This is a genomic window from Ruegeria sp. YTSA219, from assembly GCF_059609985.1.
Map to the genome: position 1 here is coordinate 208,031 of NZ_JBXWMT010000006.1, position 15,601 is coordinate 223,631.

The 15,601-nt window shown below is 57.3% G+C and carries 14 protein-coding genes; 4 read left to right on the top strand and 10 right to left on the bottom strand.

Annotated features, from left to right (window positions below):
* Positions 1–15: 15 nt before the first annotated feature.
* A complete protein-coding gene (gene gloB, locus AC2FFB_RS11190) occupies positions 16–783 on the top strand; it encodes a hydroxyacylglutathione hydrolase (RefSeq protein ID WP_496712657.1) in 768 nt (255 codons plus the stop codon).
* Between the two features lie 174 nt (positions 784–957).
* Positions 958–3,282, top strand: coding sequence for an ATP-dependent Clp protease ATP-binding subunit ClpA (gene clpA, locus AC2FFB_RS11195; RefSeq protein WP_142636483.1), 2,325 nt, complete (start codon positions 958–960; stop codon positions 3,280–3,282).
* 137 nt (positions 3,283–3,419) lie between these two features.
* On the opposite strand, the gene AC2FFB_RS11200 is transcribed toward clpA, so the two are convergent.
* From AC2FFB_RS11200 to AC2FFB_RS11210, 3 genes are all read right to left on the bottom strand, one after another.
* Positions 3,420–5,099 carry a peptidoglycan -binding protein gene (locus AC2FFB_RS11200; RefSeq protein ID WP_271949158.1) on the bottom strand — a complete coding sequence of 560 codons (1,680 nt, stop codon included), beginning with the start codon at positions 5,097–5,099 and terminating at the stop codon, positions 3,420–3,422.
* A 3-nt stretch (positions 5,100–5,102) separates the two neighbouring features.
* Positions 5,103–6,284, bottom strand: a complete 1,182-nt coding sequence (locus AC2FFB_RS11205) for a biopolymer transporter ExbB (protein WP_282021534.1) — start codon at positions 6,282–6,284, stop codon at positions 5,103–5,105.
* A 69-nt stretch (positions 6,285–6,353) separates the two neighbouring features.
* Positions 6,354–6,884: a gamma-glutamylcyclotransferase gene (locus tag AC2FFB_RS11210; RefSeq protein ID WP_142636477.1), complete on the bottom strand. Its 531-nt coding sequence runs from the start codon at positions 6,882–6,884 to the stop codon at positions 6,354–6,356.
* A gap of 67 nt (positions 6,885–6,951) precedes the next feature.
* Here AC2FFB_RS11210 and AC2FFB_RS11215 point away from each other — a divergent pair, with 67 nt between their 5' ends.
* Entirely contained in the window at positions 6,952–7,953 is a 1,002-nt protein-coding gene (locus tag AC2FFB_RS11215) for a DUF2125 domain-containing protein (RefSeq protein ID WP_142636475.1), read from the top strand.
* On the opposite strand, the gene AC2FFB_RS11220 is transcribed toward AC2FFB_RS11215, so the two are convergent.
* The 4 genes from AC2FFB_RS11220 to AC2FFB_RS11235 form a co-directional block, all read right to left on the bottom strand.
* Positions 7,950–8,669 carry an extensin-like domain-containing protein gene (locus AC2FFB_RS11220; protein ID WP_496874906.1) on the bottom strand — a complete coding sequence of 240 codons (720 nt, stop codon included), beginning with the start codon at positions 8,667–8,669 and terminating at the stop codon, positions 7,950–7,952. The genes AC2FFB_RS11215 and AC2FFB_RS11220 overlap by 4 nt on opposite strands.
* Complete coding sequence (locus tag AC2FFB_RS11225) at positions 8,666–9,586, bottom strand: prephenate/arogenate dehydrogenase family protein (protein WP_496677616.1); 921 nt, start codon at positions 9,584–9,586, stop codon at positions 8,666–8,668. The genes AC2FFB_RS11220 and AC2FFB_RS11225 overlap by 4 nt, the downstream gene beginning before the upstream one ends.
* A complete protein-coding gene (gene hisC / locus AC2FFB_RS11230) occupies positions 9,583–10,668 on the bottom strand; it encodes a histidinol-phosphate transaminase (protein ID WP_496677614.1) in 1,086 nt (361 codons plus the stop codon). Before hisC ends, AC2FFB_RS11225 begins: the two co-directional genes overlap by 4 nt.
* 65 nt (positions 10,669–10,733) lie before the next feature.
* Positions 10,734–12,149, bottom strand: a complete 1,416-nt coding sequence (locus AC2FFB_RS11235) for an aminotransferase class V-fold PLP-dependent enzyme (protein ID WP_282027584.1) — start codon at positions 12,147–12,149, stop codon at positions 10,734–10,736.
* Positions 12,150–12,252: 103 nt separating this feature from the next.
* Here AC2FFB_RS11235 and AC2FFB_RS11240 point away from each other — a divergent pair, with 103 nt between their 5' ends.
* Positions 12,253–12,714 (top strand): Lrp/AsnC family transcriptional regulator, encoded by a 462-nt coding sequence (locus AC2FFB_RS11240; RefSeq protein WP_496874907.1) that lies wholly within the window; start codon positions 12,253–12,255, stop codon positions 12,712–12,714.
* Positions 12,715–12,843: 129 nt separating this feature from the next.
* On the opposite strand, the gene rpsD is transcribed toward AC2FFB_RS11240, so the two are convergent.
* The 3 genes from rpsD to AC2FFB_RS11255 form a co-directional block, all read right to left on the bottom strand.
* Positions 12,844–13,464, bottom strand: a complete 621-nt coding sequence (rpsD, locus tag AC2FFB_RS11245; RefSeq protein ID WP_058279997.1) for a 30S ribosomal protein S4 — start codon at positions 13,462–13,464, stop codon at positions 12,844–12,846.
* A gap of 213 nt (positions 13,465–13,677) precedes the next feature.
* Positions 13,678–14,181, bottom strand: a complete 504-nt coding sequence (locus AC2FFB_RS11250; RefSeq protein WP_496874908.1) for a hypothetical protein — start codon at positions 14,179–14,181, stop codon at positions 13,678–13,680.
* Between the two features lie 282 nt (positions 14,182–14,463).
* Positions 14,464–15,471 (bottom strand): helix-turn-helix domain-containing protein, encoded by a 1,008-nt coding sequence (locus AC2FFB_RS11255; protein ID WP_496689488.1) that lies wholly within the window; start codon positions 15,469–15,471, stop codon positions 14,464–14,466.
* Positions 15,472–15,601: the final 130 nt, after the last annotated feature.

Consider the following 15,601-nt stretch of genomic DNA (forward strand, 5'->3'; position numbering starts at 1 on the left):
AAAGGGCAAAAGGCCATGCCTCTTGAGATCGTCACCATCCCATGTCTCAGTGATAACTACGCATTTCTGGCGCATGACGCGGTTAGCGGCAACACCGCATTAATCGACGCGCCCGAAAGCGAACCGATTCTGTCAGAACTGGAACGACGTGGCTGGGGCTTGTCTCATGTGTTGCTCACGCATCACCATTTCGACCACGTAGACGGGTTGCCGGCCATTTTGGAACAGCACCCGGCGACGGTGATCGGCGCGGCAGCCGACGCACATCGCCTGCCACCTTTGGATCAACAGGTCAATGACGGCGACAGTTTTGAAATCGGCGGGGAACCCGTCCTTGTTCTGGACGTTTCGGGGCATACTCTTGGTCACATCGCCTTTCACATGCCGCAAAGCGCGGTGGTCTTTACCGCCGACAGCCTGATGGCAATGGGTTGTGGACGCCTGTTTGAAGGCACCGCACCGCAGATGTGGGAATCGCTGTGTAAACTGAGCGCCTTGCCGGATGACACGCTGGTTTGTTCAGGGCACGAATACACGCAGTCCAATGCCAAATTCGCTCTCACCGTCGATCCAGGAAATTCTGCGCTGCAGAAACGCGTCGCAGAAATTGACAGCACCCGAGCCGCACAACAGCCTACAGTTCCCTCCACTCTGGCGCTGGAAAAGGCCACTAACCCCTTCCTGCGCGCCGCTGACCCGGCGATTCAGGCGCATCTGGGTATGGCAGGCGCCGAACCAGCCAAAATTTTTGCTGAAATCAGGGCTAGAAAAGATCGGTTTTGATACCTATTTCACCTACTTCACAGCCACGGTCACAACAAATGTGACTGTCAAGAGCAAGAAAACCCTTGAAGCCGGGCTCTGATCAACCAAACTCTAATAGTATGAGGACATGGTTGGGATGGGGATCCGGCCTTCAGCCCGCCCCCTTCTGACCCAAGACAGAGGAGCACCCGCGTGCCTTCATTCTCGAGCACACTAGAACAAGCCATCCACGCGGCCCTGGCGGCTGCGAATGAACGGCGACATGAATTCGCAACGCTGGAGCATCTGCTTCTGGCATTGTTGGAAGAGCCCGATGCGATCCGCGTGATGAAAGCCTGCAGCGTCGATCTTGACGAATTGCGCAGCACTCTGGTGGAATTCATCGACGAAGACCTATCGAACCTTGTCACCGATATTGACGGGTCCGAGGCTGTACCGACAGCCGCTTTCCAACGTGTGATCCAGCGCGCTGCGATCCATGTTCAAAGTTCGGGCCGGACCGAAGTGACCGGGGCGAATGTTCTGGTCGCGATCTTTGCCGAACGCGAAAGCAACGCAGCCTATTTCCTGCAGGAACAGGATATGACCCGGTACGATGCGGTGAATTTCATCGCCCATGGTGTGGCCAAGGACCCGGCCTACGGCGAAAGCCGTTCGGTATCGGGCGCGGATCAGGCAGAAGAGGAAACTCCGGCCAGCACCGCCGATGGCGAGCAAAAAGAAAGCGCGCTGGGGAAATACTGCATCGACCTGAACGCGAAATCGCGCGCGGGCGATATCGACCCGCTGATCGGTCGTGCCGATGAGGTTGAGCGCTGCATTCAGGTGCTATGCCGCCGGCGCAAGAACAACCCGCTTCTGGTCGGTGATCCGGGCGTTGGCAAAACCGCAATCGCAGAGGGACTGGCATTTAAGATCATCTCTGGCGAGGCCCCCGATGTCCTGTCAGAAACCACCATCTATTCGCTGGATATGGGTGCATTGCTGGCGGGCACCCGCTATCGCGGTGATTTCGAAGAACGCCTGAAAGCGGTCGTGACCGAGCTTGAGGATCACCCAGACGCGGTTCTGTTCATTGATGAAATCCACACCGTCATCGGTGCCGGTGCCACCTCGGGCGGGGCAATGGATGCCTCGAACCTGCTGAAACCGGCCCTTCAGGGTGGAAAACTGCGCACTATGGGTTCGACCACCTACAAAGAGTTTCGCCAGCATTTCGAAAAGGATCGCGCGCTCAGCCGCCGGTTCCAGAAGATTGACGTGAACGAACCTTCGGTCGAGGACAGCGTAAAAATCCTGCGCGGTCTGAAGCCCTATTTCGAAAAGCATCACGAGATCAAATATACAGCCGACGCGATTAAAACCGCGGTCGAGTTGTCAGCACGCTACATCAATGACCGCAAGCTGCCCGACAAGGCGATCGACGTGATTGACGAAGCCGGTGCGGCCCAGCATCTGGTTGCTGAAAGCAAGCGTCGCAAAACCATCGGCGTCAAAGAGATTGAGGCCGTTGTTGCCAAGATCGCCCGCATTCCACCCAAGAATGTCACCAAGGACGATGCCGAGGTTCTGAAAGACCTTGAAAAGTCGCTCAAACGGGTGGTCTTCGGACAAGACGTGGCGATTGAGGCGCTGTCCAGCGCCATCAAACTGGCGCGCGCCGGTCTGCGCGAGCCGGAAAAGCCCATCGGCAACTATCTGTTTGCTGGCCCAACCGGTGTGGGAAAGACCGAGGTCGCGAAACAGCTGGCGGATACGCTGGGAGTGGAACTGCTGCGTTTTGATATGTCGGAATACATGGAGAAACACGCGGTCAGCCGCCTGATCGGTGCGCCTCCGGGCTATGTCGGGTTCGACCAAGGCGGTTTGCTGACTGATGGCGTCGACCAGCATCCGCATTGCGTTCTGCTGCTGGATGAGATTGAAAAAGCCCACCCGGACGTGTTCAACATCCTGCTGCAAGTGATGGACCACGGAGAGCTGACCGACCACAATGGTCGCACGGTGAACTTCCGCAACGTGGTGCTGATCATGACCTCGAATGCAGGGGCGCAAGAACAGGCAAAGGCGGCCATCGGCTTTGCCCGCGACCGCCGCGAAGGTGAGGATACCGCCGCGATCGAACGTATGTTCACGCCGGAATTCCGCAACCGTTTGGATGCTGTCATTTCCTTCGCGCCGCTGCCGAAAGAGGTCATCCTGCAGGTGGTCGAGAAGTTCGTGCTGCAGCTTGAAGCACAGCTACTGGACCGCAATGTGACCATCGACCTGACGCCAAAAGCCGCCGAATGGCTGGCCGACAAAGGCTATGACGACAAGATGGGCGCACGCCCATTGGGACGCGTCATTCAGGAACACATCAAGAAACCTCTGGCCGAGGAGCTGCTGTTCGGCAAGCTGGCCAAGGGCGGTGTCGTTCGCGTCTCGGTCAAGAAGGGAGAGCTGGATCTGGACATTTTTGGCCCCGATCAACCGCGCATCCCTGGCGACAAACCCCCGCTTCTGACTGCAGATTAAAAGCAGCGCATCAAATCAAAGCCCGGCTTCTACGCCGGGCTTTTTTCTTGCCTAAGCCGTGTCACCTGTCTCAAAAGAAAACCTCAGGGGCGCCCGGAAAACCACCCAACTCTGACAATGGGCCTTCCTTGCTGCAATTAGCGCTCGGTCAGCTTCAATTCGATCCGGCGATTTTGAGCGCGCGCTTCTGGGGTGTTTGCGGGGTTGAAGGGTTGGAATTCACCAAAGCCATTGGCCGCCAGACGTTGCGGTGGAATACCCAGCGCATCGACCATATAACGGACAACCGACAAGGCGCGTCCCTGGCTAAGCTCCCAGTTGTCCCGATAGCGGCCAGTTCCGGCCAGCGGGACATTGTCGGTATGGCCGTCCACGCGAATAACCCAGTTCAGGCCTTCGGGAATTTCAGCCGCGACACCGCGCAGTATATTGGCCACCTTGGCGATCTCAAGCTGACCCTTGGGCGACAGCACTGCTGATCCTGTATCGAACAGTACTTCGGACGAGAACACAAACCGATCGCCTTCGATCCGAACGCCTTCCTGATTACCCAGCACATCGCGCAACCGGCCGAAAAATTCAGAGCGATATCGCTGAAGATCCTCGGCCTGCGCCGTAAGTTCTTGGTTCTGGCCCGAAAGGGCTTCGGCCTCGGCCTCAAGCCGGGCGCGCTCGGCCTCTTCCAACAAACGGCGGCGACGCTCTTCCGAGGCGGCGCGGGCGAGTGCGGCGTTCAGATCCTGACCCAATGTTTGAATACGAATATCAGCGGCGGCGTTGCGGTCTTCGTAATCGTCCAGCAAGGCCTGCAATCCACCCAACTGCTCGCGCAGGGCTGCCATCTGCTGGTTTAGCAAGGCAGTCTGACGCTGCGCCTTTGCTGAAACGGCTTTCTCGGCAGAGATTGCCTCACGCGCAACGGCCAGCAAGGCTGCGCGTTCTTCGGCCAATGTACGCTGTATCTGCTCCGCTGTCAGAGCGTCGGTTTGGGCGGCCAATGCCGCTTGCAGCTGGGCCTGCAACTCCTGACTATCAAGTTCACCAAATTGCCGCTCGAGCTCAGCCTTGGCAGCTTGCGCAGCGGCCAACAGGGTCAGGGTTTCTTCGGCTTGCTTGCGTTGCGCTTCCAGAGCCAGCGTCATAGCGGTCAGTTCCGCATCCGCGTCCTGCAGACGATTGCGCAGGTTTTCGGCAGCCGCAGCTTCGGCCAGGCGCGCGGCCTCTTCGGCGTCAAGCTGGCCTTCAAGCTCGGTGACCAATGCGGCCTGCGCGGCCTCATTTTGTTCCAGATCCGCCACCAACGCTTCAAGCGCTTCGCGGCGGGCAGCATCAAGCCGGGCGGCCTCGGCCTGGGCATCGACCTCGGCACGGCTTTGGGCAAGGGCCAGGTTCAGGGCCTCTTGTTCATTCAGCAATTCCGAACGCTCAGATTCCAGTGAGGCGATAACCCCCAGCGACCGCTCCTGATCGGCCAACAGAGATGCGACCTGTGCTTCGAATGACGTGATCCTGGTTTCCGCCTGCGCCAGATCTTCCTCGGCCTGCGTCAGGGTCGCATTCAGCGCCCCTAACCGGGCCTGAAGGCGGCTGTTTTCCCGTTCTTCCAACCCAAGCGCACCCGCAAGGGCCGCCACTTCGCCGGACAGGGCGGTCAGTTCATCCTCTTGCCCCGAAATCGTCTCGCGCAGCACGAATTGCACCACCATGAAGATGGTCAACACAAAGGTCAGCACCATCAACAGCCCGGTCATCGCATCCACGAAACCCGGCCAGACCGACCCCTGAAACCGCTGACCTGTGCGACGGGACAGAGCCATGGATTACTCTCCTTCCGGAGCGGTTCGAACGGCGCCTCGGGGCAATGTAAGAGCTTTGACCAACAGTTCGATGTCCTTGCGCAGCTCGCTCATGCTTTCTTGGCGGCCTGCAGAAATTTCTTCGAGGATACGCAGCAACTGAACATCCATCGAGCGCAGGCGCATGCGGCTTTCTGCGTCTATTCCTTCGCTGGTCCCCTGTTCCCGCAGATGATCCAGCAGAGCGTCCTGCCCCAGTGCGACACGTTCCAGCGCAGCGGTGACATTCTCGGTCTCAGACTGACGCTGGTTCATATCTCCGATTGCGCCGACAAGATGCCCCAGCTTGCCCGACAGCTCGGCCCGGTCGGTTTCCTGCGCCGAAAACAAGTCCTGCAGGGCGTTCATCTGTTCGGACATTGCATCCAGAACCGGTGTCAGAACCGCCAGTTCGGTGCTGCTGCCGTCATCGCCTGCTGCAAAGCCGACACGGGTGATCGAGGACAACCATTCTTCGAGCTCTCGATAAAACCGGTTCTGCCCGTGGCCCGCGAACAGTTCCAGCAACCCCACAATCAGCGATCCGGCAAGGCCCAGCAACGAAGACCCAAAGGCCACGCCCATTCCCTGCAGTTGGGTTTCAAGGCCAACCATCAGGCGATTGAACACGGCCAGACCTTCTTCGCCATCCTGCGGATTGAGACTGCGGATCGTGTCGACAATAGCGGGGACCGTCGTGGCCAAGCCAAAAAACGTTCCCAAAAGCCCAAGATAGATCAGAACATTGGTGATATAACGCGTGATCTCACGCTCTTCCTCGACCCGTTCGGCCACCGAATCCAAAATAGACCGGGTCGAACTGGAACTGATCTGCGACCGCGCACCCCGGTCCCGCAGCAGCGACGCCAGCGGTGCCAAAAGCTGAGGCGTGCGCGCGTCCTCATGAACAACGCCACCAACGAAGGACTCGATCCAGCGCACCGAACCGATCAACTGTGTCACCTGATAAAAACAGGCAATTACGCCGACGAAAAATACCAGAAGGATAAAACCGTTCAGATACGGGTTTGCATAGAAAACCGGCAAAACGTAAGGCAGCGCCATGAAGATGCCCATACCAGCCAGGCCGATCGCCACAAGCATCGTTACGATCTGACGAATGGGTTGCGAGAAATGCGGTCTCGCGCCCTGTTGTGCCTGCGCCATGCGCGTTTTTCCCGGTTCTTTTCTGCTCTGACGCGAATCTACCGAAAATCTGCCGGTGACGCCAAGGGTTTATGAGGTAATGCTTCGCACCCGTTGCGCTAACCACTCAAGATCGGGATCACGCAGACCAATCTCGGTCAGATGTTCAGCTGTGTTATAAAGGTATTCGGTATTTGGACCGCGCCCGCCGACAGCATGGGCAATGATCTGCGCCTGGTCTTCCAACGGCATGCCCCCGCAATACTGCACGTGATCTGCGTCGATAACATAGGTGACAGCCGTTACGACCTCGTCCGTTTCCAAATGCACATCAAGCATCTTTTCGACATAGGCCGACGAGATCAGCTCGCGCTCGCGCAGTTCATGCAAGGTACGCTCTTCGTGGCCTGCCTCGACGGCGAGGGCCAGACCTTTGCACAGGGTGTCACGCTGTTCATCCAACGCCAGAACAAGGCCGGGTTTCTCTTCGGTTCCGCGGTGATGAATCGAACTCATGCAGAAAGACCGCGCATATCCATTCAGGGTTGCGCGTTCGCTGCGGGACACGGGAAAGCCGGGATTCCACAGCAGCGACCCATATCCGAAAACCCACATCGTCATAGCACTGGTCCTTGCCCGTTTGCGCCTATAAACATCAATTTCAAGGCGGGAAAAAGGGCCATTAGCAATGCGCGGGCTAATACGAGTAGTCATTTTCATCACTGCGATCTGGAGCGCCTATTGGTTCGTCGCCGGATATGGATTGCGCAACGCGATCACAACTTGGTTCGACAACCAACAAGAAAGAGGCTGGCTGGCCGATTTTTCGGACGTAGCCACAGCAGGCTATCCATTCAACCACGTCACCCGACTGAACAGCCCCGCTCTGGCCGACCCGGTCAACGGCACCGCCTGGAGCGCCGACTGGATCGAATTCCAAAGCCCCGCGATCTGGCCGGGTCGACAGGTTCTGCGTTTCGCGGAAACGCCGCAGCTGCTGTCCTATTTCGATCAAACGTCGACCATCGTTGCAGCTGACCTGCAGGCCGAGCTGCAGTTGCAACCTGGTGTCGCGCTGGTGCTAGAGAAAATGTCTCTGACTGCCGGACCATGGTCCGTTGCCAATGATGCTGATTTGCTAGCAGCGGGAACCACGCTTGGTCTGGTGATGGAGCAAACCGAAAATCCTCAAGCCTATGCGATCAGCGCGCGGATCGATGGCTTTTCCCCCGGCGATGATCTGCGCGCCATGATGCATTCCGCCACCACACTGCCCCAGACATTCGATGCGCTGGAAATGGATATGGTCGCCACCTTTGACAAACCGTGGGATCGATCTGCACTGGAACAAAGCCGACCTCAGCCCACCCGGATCGACCTGCGTCTGGCTGAGATGAAATGGGGTGCATTGCGCCTGTTCGCTGCCGGAGAGCTGGACGTAGACGATCAGGGTATTCCTACCGGAGAGATTTCGATCAAGGCCGAAAATTGGCGTGAGATGGTTGCCATGGCCAACGCCGCAGGGGCCCTGCCCGATCAGGCGGTAGACCCTGTGACACGTGCCCTGAAATTCATGGCTGGCTTGGGGGGCAATCCCGATTCGCTGGATCTGCAGTTGAACTTCCGTGAGGGCTATGTGGCGCTTGGCCCGCTACCCCTTGGTCCGGCCCCACGGTTGATCCTGCGTTAACGGCAGTACGGGCCACGGCGATACCGGGCTGTGTCCAAGTGAAAATGATCCCGGTGATACCGGTCCGCATTCGGGCCAAGTACCGTTCCGAACGGCCCGCAGGCGGCGCGCCAGATCTTGGTCAGTTGCTTCTTTGACGGGTTCTTGCGCCAACCGTTCAGAACGGTCACAACCTCGCCATTCGCCATCTTGAAACCTGATATGTCTATGGCCCGGCCCTTACCGTGTTCCGATATCCGCGCACCCTTGCGGTTGTTGCGCGTTCGGCATGCGTAGTGGGCCGCGACCTGCAGTTCGACAACGGGACCGCGCCTTTTGAAGGTGGGCTTCACGCTTTTCTCGACCCATTGGTTCAGCGCAATTGCTGTGCCGCAATCCATGGTGGACGGACGGCTAAGCGACACACCAGAAACTGAGGTGATCTGTACCGCTTCCTTGATCCCGCAGGCTTTGATCTTGCCGGGAACATTACCCACCGGCTTGCCCTGAATTTCGATATTCCCGCAGACCGATGTTTTGCGCAGCTTACGCTTTTTGAACAGCACCTGCTGTACCAGCGTATTCGGTTGCAACTCTGGCTGCATCCCGGCCGGAGCGGCAAAGGCCAGAACCGGTTGGTCATCGGGGGTCAACCGGTGTTCAGACGGCGTTGCATTCCCCATTGTGGCACCAAGTACCAACCACCCAATCGACAGAACGCTCCAGCCGCGCCTCATGGGTTGGTTTTCCCGCGACCGAAATCCGGGGCATCCGTATCCTGCCCGGCATCAATGATCCCGCGCCGGATCGCACGTGTGCGCGTGAAATAATCGAACAGCTGATCGCCGTCACCTGTACGAATGGCCCGCTGCAGCGCAAACAGTTCTTCGGTGAAACGCCCCAATATCTCTAGCGTCGCATCCTTGTTAGTCAGAAACACATCGCGCCACATAGTCGGGTCCGAGGCCGCGATCCGGGTGAAATCCCGAAAGCCCGCGGCCGAGTATTTGATGACCTCGCTATCGGTCACACGGCGCAGATCATCCGCTACGCCGACCATCGTATAGGCGATAAGGTGTGGCGCATGGGATGTCACTGCAAGAACCAGATCATGGTGATCGGCATCCATCTCATCAACATTCGAACCCAAACCCGTCCACAACGAGCGTAGTCGCGCAACGGCCTCCGGGTCCGAGCCCTCTACCGGCACCAAAAGGCACCACCGATTATCGAACAGCTCGGCAAATCCGGATTCAGGGCCGGAATGCTCGGTCCCGGCCAGCGGATGCGCGGGAATGAAATGAACATCCTGCGGGATGTGAGGTGAGACATCCTGAATGACGTGTCGCTTTACCGAACCCACATCTGACACGGTCGCGCCCGACTTCAGGGCAGGCGCAATCTCCTGCGCTACCGCACCCATCGCGCCAACAGGCACGCACAGAACCACAAGGTCTGCACCCTCAACGGCCTCTTGCGCGGTGTCACAGATCCGGTCGCATAGGCCAATCTTGCGCGCGGTGTCGCGCGTGGCCTCGGACCGGGCATAGCCGGTTACTTCGGCGGCCAATCCAGCACGTTTAATCGCCCAGAACATCGACGATGCGATCAGGCCCAAACCGATCAGCGCAACGCGGTCATATACCTGGCTCATGCGGCGCCCCCTTTGAAAGCGGTTATGGCCGCAACGACACGGCGACAAGCCTCCTCGTCCCCAACCGTGATCCGAAGAGCATTTGGCAGGTTATATCCCGCGACGCGGCGCACGATCAAACCCTGTGTCTTGAGGTAATCGTCGCACGCTTCGGCCTCGGCCTGATCCTTAAAGCGGGCGAGAATAAAATTGGTGCTGGACGCATCCGAAGATACGCCGATTTTGGACAACTGGGCCGAAAGCCAAACCCGCAAGCGTGCATTTTCGCTGTGGCAAAAGGTCAGGTACTCTTCGTCCTTTATGGCGGCTTCGGCAGCGGCCAACGCAGTCAGCGACAGGTTGAAGGGCTGGCGCACCCGGTTCAGCACATCAATGATCTCTTGCGCCGCATAGCCCCAACCGACCCGCATCCCGCCCAGTCCATAGATCTTGGAAAAGGTCCGCGTCATGATCACATTCTCGAACCGATCCACCAGAGCGCGGCCTCCGTCGAACCCTTCGACAAACTCGGCATAGGCGCCATCAATCACCATCAGACAAGTCTGCGGCAAGCTTTCGGCCAGTCGGATAAGATCAGCCTCGGGGATCATGGTCGATGTCGGATTGCCCGGATTGGTCACGAACACGATCCGGGTCTGGTCAGTCACAGCGGCAAGAATGTTGTCCACATCCACGTGACGATCGGTTTCAGGCACCATCACCGGAGTTGCCCCCGCCATCCGAGCGATGATCGGGTACATCGAAAATCCGTGTTCGGTATAGATAACCTCATCCCCCGAACCGGCATAAGCCTGTGCCACGAATTGCAGCACCTCGTCACTGCCCACGCCGCAGATAATGCGCGCTGGGTCCAGCCCGTGGCGTTCGCCAATGGCCTTACGCAGACTGGCGTGATCTGTACTGGGATACCGATTCAGGGTGGCCGCACTGTCCCGTACTGCCTCGATCGCTTTGGGGCTGGGGCCAAAGGGGTTTTCGTTCGAGCTCAACTTGATCACATGGTCGACCCCCGCCACCTTCGACTGGCCGCCCTGATAAAGCGCGATGTCCATAATGCCGGGTTGAGGGGTGATCTGGGTCATAAGAGGCTCCGTATTTAGAAGCCCCTCATACCCGTCTCAAAGCGTTGAGAAAAGCGGCAATTCCCTTATGCCGCCTTGAAGCGGGCTGTCGCCGGGTCGGCGTCGTAAAAGGGAGTAAACTCTTCGGTCCGCCGGGACAGGTCATTGACGCTGTCGATGATGAAGCGGACAGTCTCTTGGGACATCAGATATGAAAAGTTCAGACGCACCCAACCGGGTTTTTTCAACTCTTCTCCAGCACCAAGCGCCGCATGCAACTGCTCCGAGGCTGCACGATCAATACCCAGCAACCGATGGGCATACGGCCCGGCACAAGCACACCCACCCCGGGCTTGAATGCCATAAACATCACTCAGCATCCGGGTGAATAACTGCTGGTGCACCGGCTGACCTTTACTGTCATGAACAAGAAAGGAAAAAATCGGCAACCGATGTGGATTGTCCGCGCCCAACAAGGTCAGACCTGGGTTATCTCCCCACCCTTCCAATGCCATCTGGTTGTAAAGCGCCTCGCGCCTTGCGATTTCGTCTGCGCCAACTGCATCTTTGACCATGAAAGCCAACGCGGCACGGATGTCGCCTATGACATTCGGCGTTCCCGCCTCTTCGCGCGTTGCAAGATCGGCGCTGTAGTCATGCCCCCAAGGGGACACGAAACTCACAGTGCCACCACCGGGCCAGCTGGGGCATGTGCGCTGCACAACGTTTTGATTGACGATCAATACACCAGACGCGCCGGGCCCACCGGCAAATTTATGAGGAGAGACCACGATCGCATCCTTGCGCGCATCCGCCGGGCCCATTTCCATTGGCAGATAAGGCCCACCGCCCGCATAATCCCAAACCGCTACAGCGCCATTAGCCTTGAGCAGCCGCGTAACCGGGTCGGGATCAGTGATTATGCCCGTCACATTCGAAGCGGCCGAAAATGATCCGACGATCAGATCCGCATCCGCGTTTTCAACCAAGGCACGCTCTAAAGCCGACAGATCGACACCCCCTTCGGGTGCTTCGGGGATTTCAATCACCAGCGCTTTGCTTTCCCGCCACGGCAGGATGTTCGAATGGTGCTCATATGGGCCGATCATTACCACTGGTCGTGCAGCAGCCTCGATCCCCAACAGATTGACCAGCCGGTTGAGACCCGCTGTAGCGCCCGATCCCGTAAAGATCACCGCATCATTTTCCCCGGCGCCAACAATCCGGGAGATTTCCGCACGGGCCTCGCGGCGCAGTCGGGTCATGTAGGCCCCGCAATAAGACGCCTCGGTGTGGCTGTTGGCATAAAACGGCAACACATGCGCGGCCACAAAATCCTCGACCTGCTTCAATGCGCGACCCGACGCGACATAATCCGCGTAAACCAAAGGTATGTCCCCGCGCAGCCCCGGGATCATTACATTCTCGCCGATTAAGCCATCGCGCAACGTGTCGCTACGAACAGCAGCTTCAATGTCAGAACGAAATTGGGAAAGTGTCATTATACGGACTCCGAAGTTTCCCAACAAATATGATTGATATGTGTTGTGTATATAATGCATATTTTTAGATGGTATTCATAAATCTTGTGTCATATGATTTGGAATGTCCAAAAATCTAGATCATACTGACCACCGCCTGCTGCGTGAACTGCAAACCGACGCTACGCTGTCCCAACGTGAACTGGCCGACCGCATCGGGCTGTCGCAAAACGCCTGCTGGCGTCGGCTGAAGGCCCTGAATGATCAGGGCGTCATCATCGGATCGACGGCGCAAATCGCGCGCGAAAAACTAGGGCTGAGCCTTGTGGTCTTCGTCATGCTGCGTACGCGGCACCACTCGGCCGAGTGGTTACAGGCCTTTCGCAGGCATGTTCTGACGATACCAGAGGTCGTGGACTTCCACCGCATTGGCGGCGACTACGACTATCAGCTCAAGGTTGTTACGCAGGATATGGCTTCGTACGACAAGGTCTATCAACGCCTCATCGAAAAAGTCGAGCTGGACAGCGTAACTTCATATTTCGCGATGGAGGCAATTGCAGAAGGACGACCCTTGCCAATCTGATCCGCTCTTTATTTGGCCAAAAAAATTGCTCGGGGGGCATCGCGGCTGATCGTGATTGGGGGCAGAGCCCCCTAAAACGAAAAAGGCCGCGCAACCGCGCGGCCTTTCGAATTTCGATTTCGGCGAAGATTAGTTCTTCGCGTAGAATTCGACAACCAGGTTCGGTTCCATCATGACAGGGTAAGGCACATCGCCCAGACCCGGTGCGCGCACGAAAGTCGCGGTCATTTTCGAGTGGTCGGCGTCGATGTAATCAGGAACGTCACGCTCGGCCAGAGCAGCAGCTTCAAGAACAACGGCCAGTTGCTTGGACTTGTCACGTACTTCGATGACGTCGCCTTCTTTGACACGGTAGCTGGGGATGTTGACCCGCTTGCCGTTCACTGTGACGTGGCCGTGGTTCACGAACTGACGCGCGGCGAACACGGTCGCGACGAATTTGGCGCGATAGACGACGGCGTCCAGACGGCGTTCCAGCAGACCAATCAGGTTTTCACCGGTATCGCCGTTGACACGAACAGCTTCGGCATAGATGCGGCGGAACTGCTTTTCGGTCAGGTCGCCATAGTAGCCCTTCAGCTTCTGCTTGGCGCGCAGCTGCAGACCGAAGTCAGACAGTTTGCCTTTCCGGCGCTGACCGTGCTGACCAGGGCCGTATTCACGACGGTTGACCGGGGATTTCGGACGACCCCAGATGTTTTCGCCCATCCGGCGGTCGATTTTGTACTTGGCAGACGTGCGTTTGGTCACGGCTGATCTCCTTCTTAAGGTCGAGGCCCTGATAGGCCACTATGAAGGGCGTTGTCCTCTTGAGGTTTCCCTCATGACAGGCCTCCCCTTGCGGGGGCCACCAACACCAGTGAAGCCGCGCTTATATCCGCAGCGCTGGCAGAGTCAACATGCCGAACGGAAGGAACCGAAACTTTCTGAAATTCGATTCAAAGACGGCACCACTAACGGGATTTAGTCCGCTAAAGTGGCACCGTTTACAGTTGCGCGTAGGTTCGCGACACCAGTGTACTGGAACTGAGTGGCCTTGCGATGAAACGCGACGACAGTTACGTCCTGCTCTGCAACTTCACCACTCTGATGCTTGATCTGAGTATATGCGCTGATCCAGAATTCCTGATCGCGTGAAGGACAGCCGCTTTCAAACACCAGCGACGGGCTTTCATCATCATCGGAAACGACCAGTAACGCTGAAAACCGTTGCGCCCCGTTCATAAGCTCGAGCGTTCCGACGACATTATCCGAAAAAGTCGTGGCAGAAATAACGCGCCCGATTGTACCTGATGCAAATGCGTTTTTACGCCCGACAACTTCAGCGCTGCCTGCTAGCATCGATGCCTGACCGCGCCAGGACCAGGCCGACCCTACATTTAAAAATGCCAGAGGTGCCGCCTCTAGTCCATCAATCTCTGTCTGCGACCATGAAATGGCAACACGACCGTTTACCCCGGTATTCATTTTACCGCCCGTACCCCTCAACAAATCACTGCCCGATGGCCAAGGGTTTATCAGTGACGATTCCGGCAGAAAAGGGACGGAATTGCAGCAATCACGAGAATGTTGCAGAACAGAATCAGAATCCGGATGCAGAAACCTGCGTTTCAAAGACTTAAAGGATCATACTGAGCCCGAATGTCGGTCTGCCCTGCATTCGGTCTGATCAGGCTTTTTTCGATTCGCCGAACACAGCGGATTTAGATTTCAAATGCGTGCGCCCTAATCGGCATACTGCACGAGCCGTCAGTTCACCAGCCCCCGATCCGCCATTCCACCGGAAAAGCGGAGGCTGCGGATATCTTCCGGCATTGTCTTGTACTGGTCTCGAAAAGCACGTTTCAGTGACGTTTTAGACGAAAACCCTGTGGCGGTGGCAATCTCGATTTGTGGCAAATCCGTAAACCGCAGCAGGCTATGCGCACGTTCCAGACGCAATTCTCGGTATGTGGTCAATAGCTTTGCCCCCGTCTTGTTCAGAAACCGTCTCTGAAGCTGCCGGGTTGAAGTGCCAACCATGTTCGAAAGGTCCGTGATCCTGAGTGGCTCTTCGACATGGTTCAGCATTGCCTCAACCGCTGACATAACCAGGTGATCCCCGCCCGCACGATGGATCAAGCGATTGGCAAGCTGGCTTTCGCAGTCCCGCTTGGGTTCGGACAGGCCGATAAACCCGCGCAGGTTATCTGCCATGTTCTCACCATGGTCCAACGAAACAAAATCCGCCAACAAACGCAGCGTACTCAGACGTGTCGTCGCGCTATGCGTGCGCCCGCGCGCCGCCAGATATGTGCCTGTACCACAGTTGGTCAAACCTGCTTCACGCGCTGCTGCATCGAAGTTGGGGTGAATGGCCGCGACTGTTTTTTCCGACAATCTAATCTGGGCCAGCAAAAGCACGGCACCACCGACAAGAACGGTCCGTGGCGAAAGATTCAGAACTTGTGAGACCCATGTTCTTTCGGCGTCGGACAACGTCCAACAATCCGAAAAATCGCCCCAGAAAACAGCCGCTCTTCCGGTCCAGTACTGCGGTCCTCCTACAGACCCCGCACCAGCCAAACGCAGATTAACGACATAGGAATGGTCGCCGGTCAGATCGCTCAGGGCACGATAAAATTCCCTGATCATCTCGGCCGAGGCAAATGCACTACTATCGCGCACGATCACATCGATGTTGTGGGTTCGCACGAAGGCAGCAGAGGTTGGCTCAGCCAGATAGGCTAGGTCATTTTCGAAGATGCAATGCTTCATGTCTCCCCCGCTGAAATGCCTGGGCCACAGGCAAAGGCATATGACCCAGGATGGATCAGCCCCTGGCCATTGCGGGGGCTGATCTGGTTGTCGTCTGTTTACTCTGCGGCTTCTTCGTAAGCGTCCATTG

Coding starts and splice junctions, on each gene's coding strand:
- AC2FFB_RS11210 (WP_142636477.1), bottom strand. CDS start 6,884: ATGACGATGTGGGTTTTCGGATATGGGTCGCTGCTGTGGAATCCCGGC.
- gloB (WP_496712657.1), top strand. CDS start 16: ATGCCTCTTGAGATCGTCACCATCCCATGTCTCAGTGATAACTACGCA.
- AC2FFB_RS11240 (WP_496874907.1), top strand. CDS start 12,253: ATGTCCAAAAATCTAGATCATACTGACCACCGCCTGCTGCGTGAACTG.
- AC2FFB_RS11205 (WP_282021534.1), bottom strand. CDS start 6,284: ATGGCGCAGGCACAACAGGGCGCGAGACCGCATTTCTCGCAACCCATT.
- AC2FFB_RS11255 (WP_496689488.1), bottom strand. CDS start 15,471: ATGAAGCATTGCATCTTCGAAAATGACCTAGCCTATCTGGCTGAGCCA.
- AC2FFB_RS11220 (WP_496874906.1), bottom strand. CDS start 8,669: ATGAGGCGCGGCTGGAGCGTTCTGTCGATTGGGTGGTTGGTACTTGGT.
- AC2FFB_RS11235 (WP_282027584.1), bottom strand. CDS start 12,149: ATGACACTTTCCCAATTTCGTTCTGACATTGAAGCTGCTGTTCGTAGC.
- hisC (WP_496677614.1), bottom strand. CDS start 10,668: ATGACCCAGATCACCCCTCAACCCGGCATTATGGACATCGCGCTTTAT.
- AC2FFB_RS11225 (WP_496677616.1), bottom strand. CDS start 9,586: ATGAGCCAGGTATATGACCGCGTTGCGCTGATCGGTTTGGGCCTGATC.
- AC2FFB_RS11200 (WP_271949158.1), bottom strand. CDS start 5,099: ATGGCTCTGTCCCGTCGCACAGGTCAGCGGTTTCAGGGGTCGGTCTGG.
- AC2FFB_RS11250 (WP_496874908.1), bottom strand. CDS start 14,181: ATGAATACCGGGGTAAACGGTCGTGTTGCCATTTCATGGTCGCAGACA.
- AC2FFB_RS11215 (WP_142636475.1), top strand. CDS start 6,952: ATGCGCGGGCTAATACGAGTAGTCATTTTCATCACTGCGATCTGGAGC.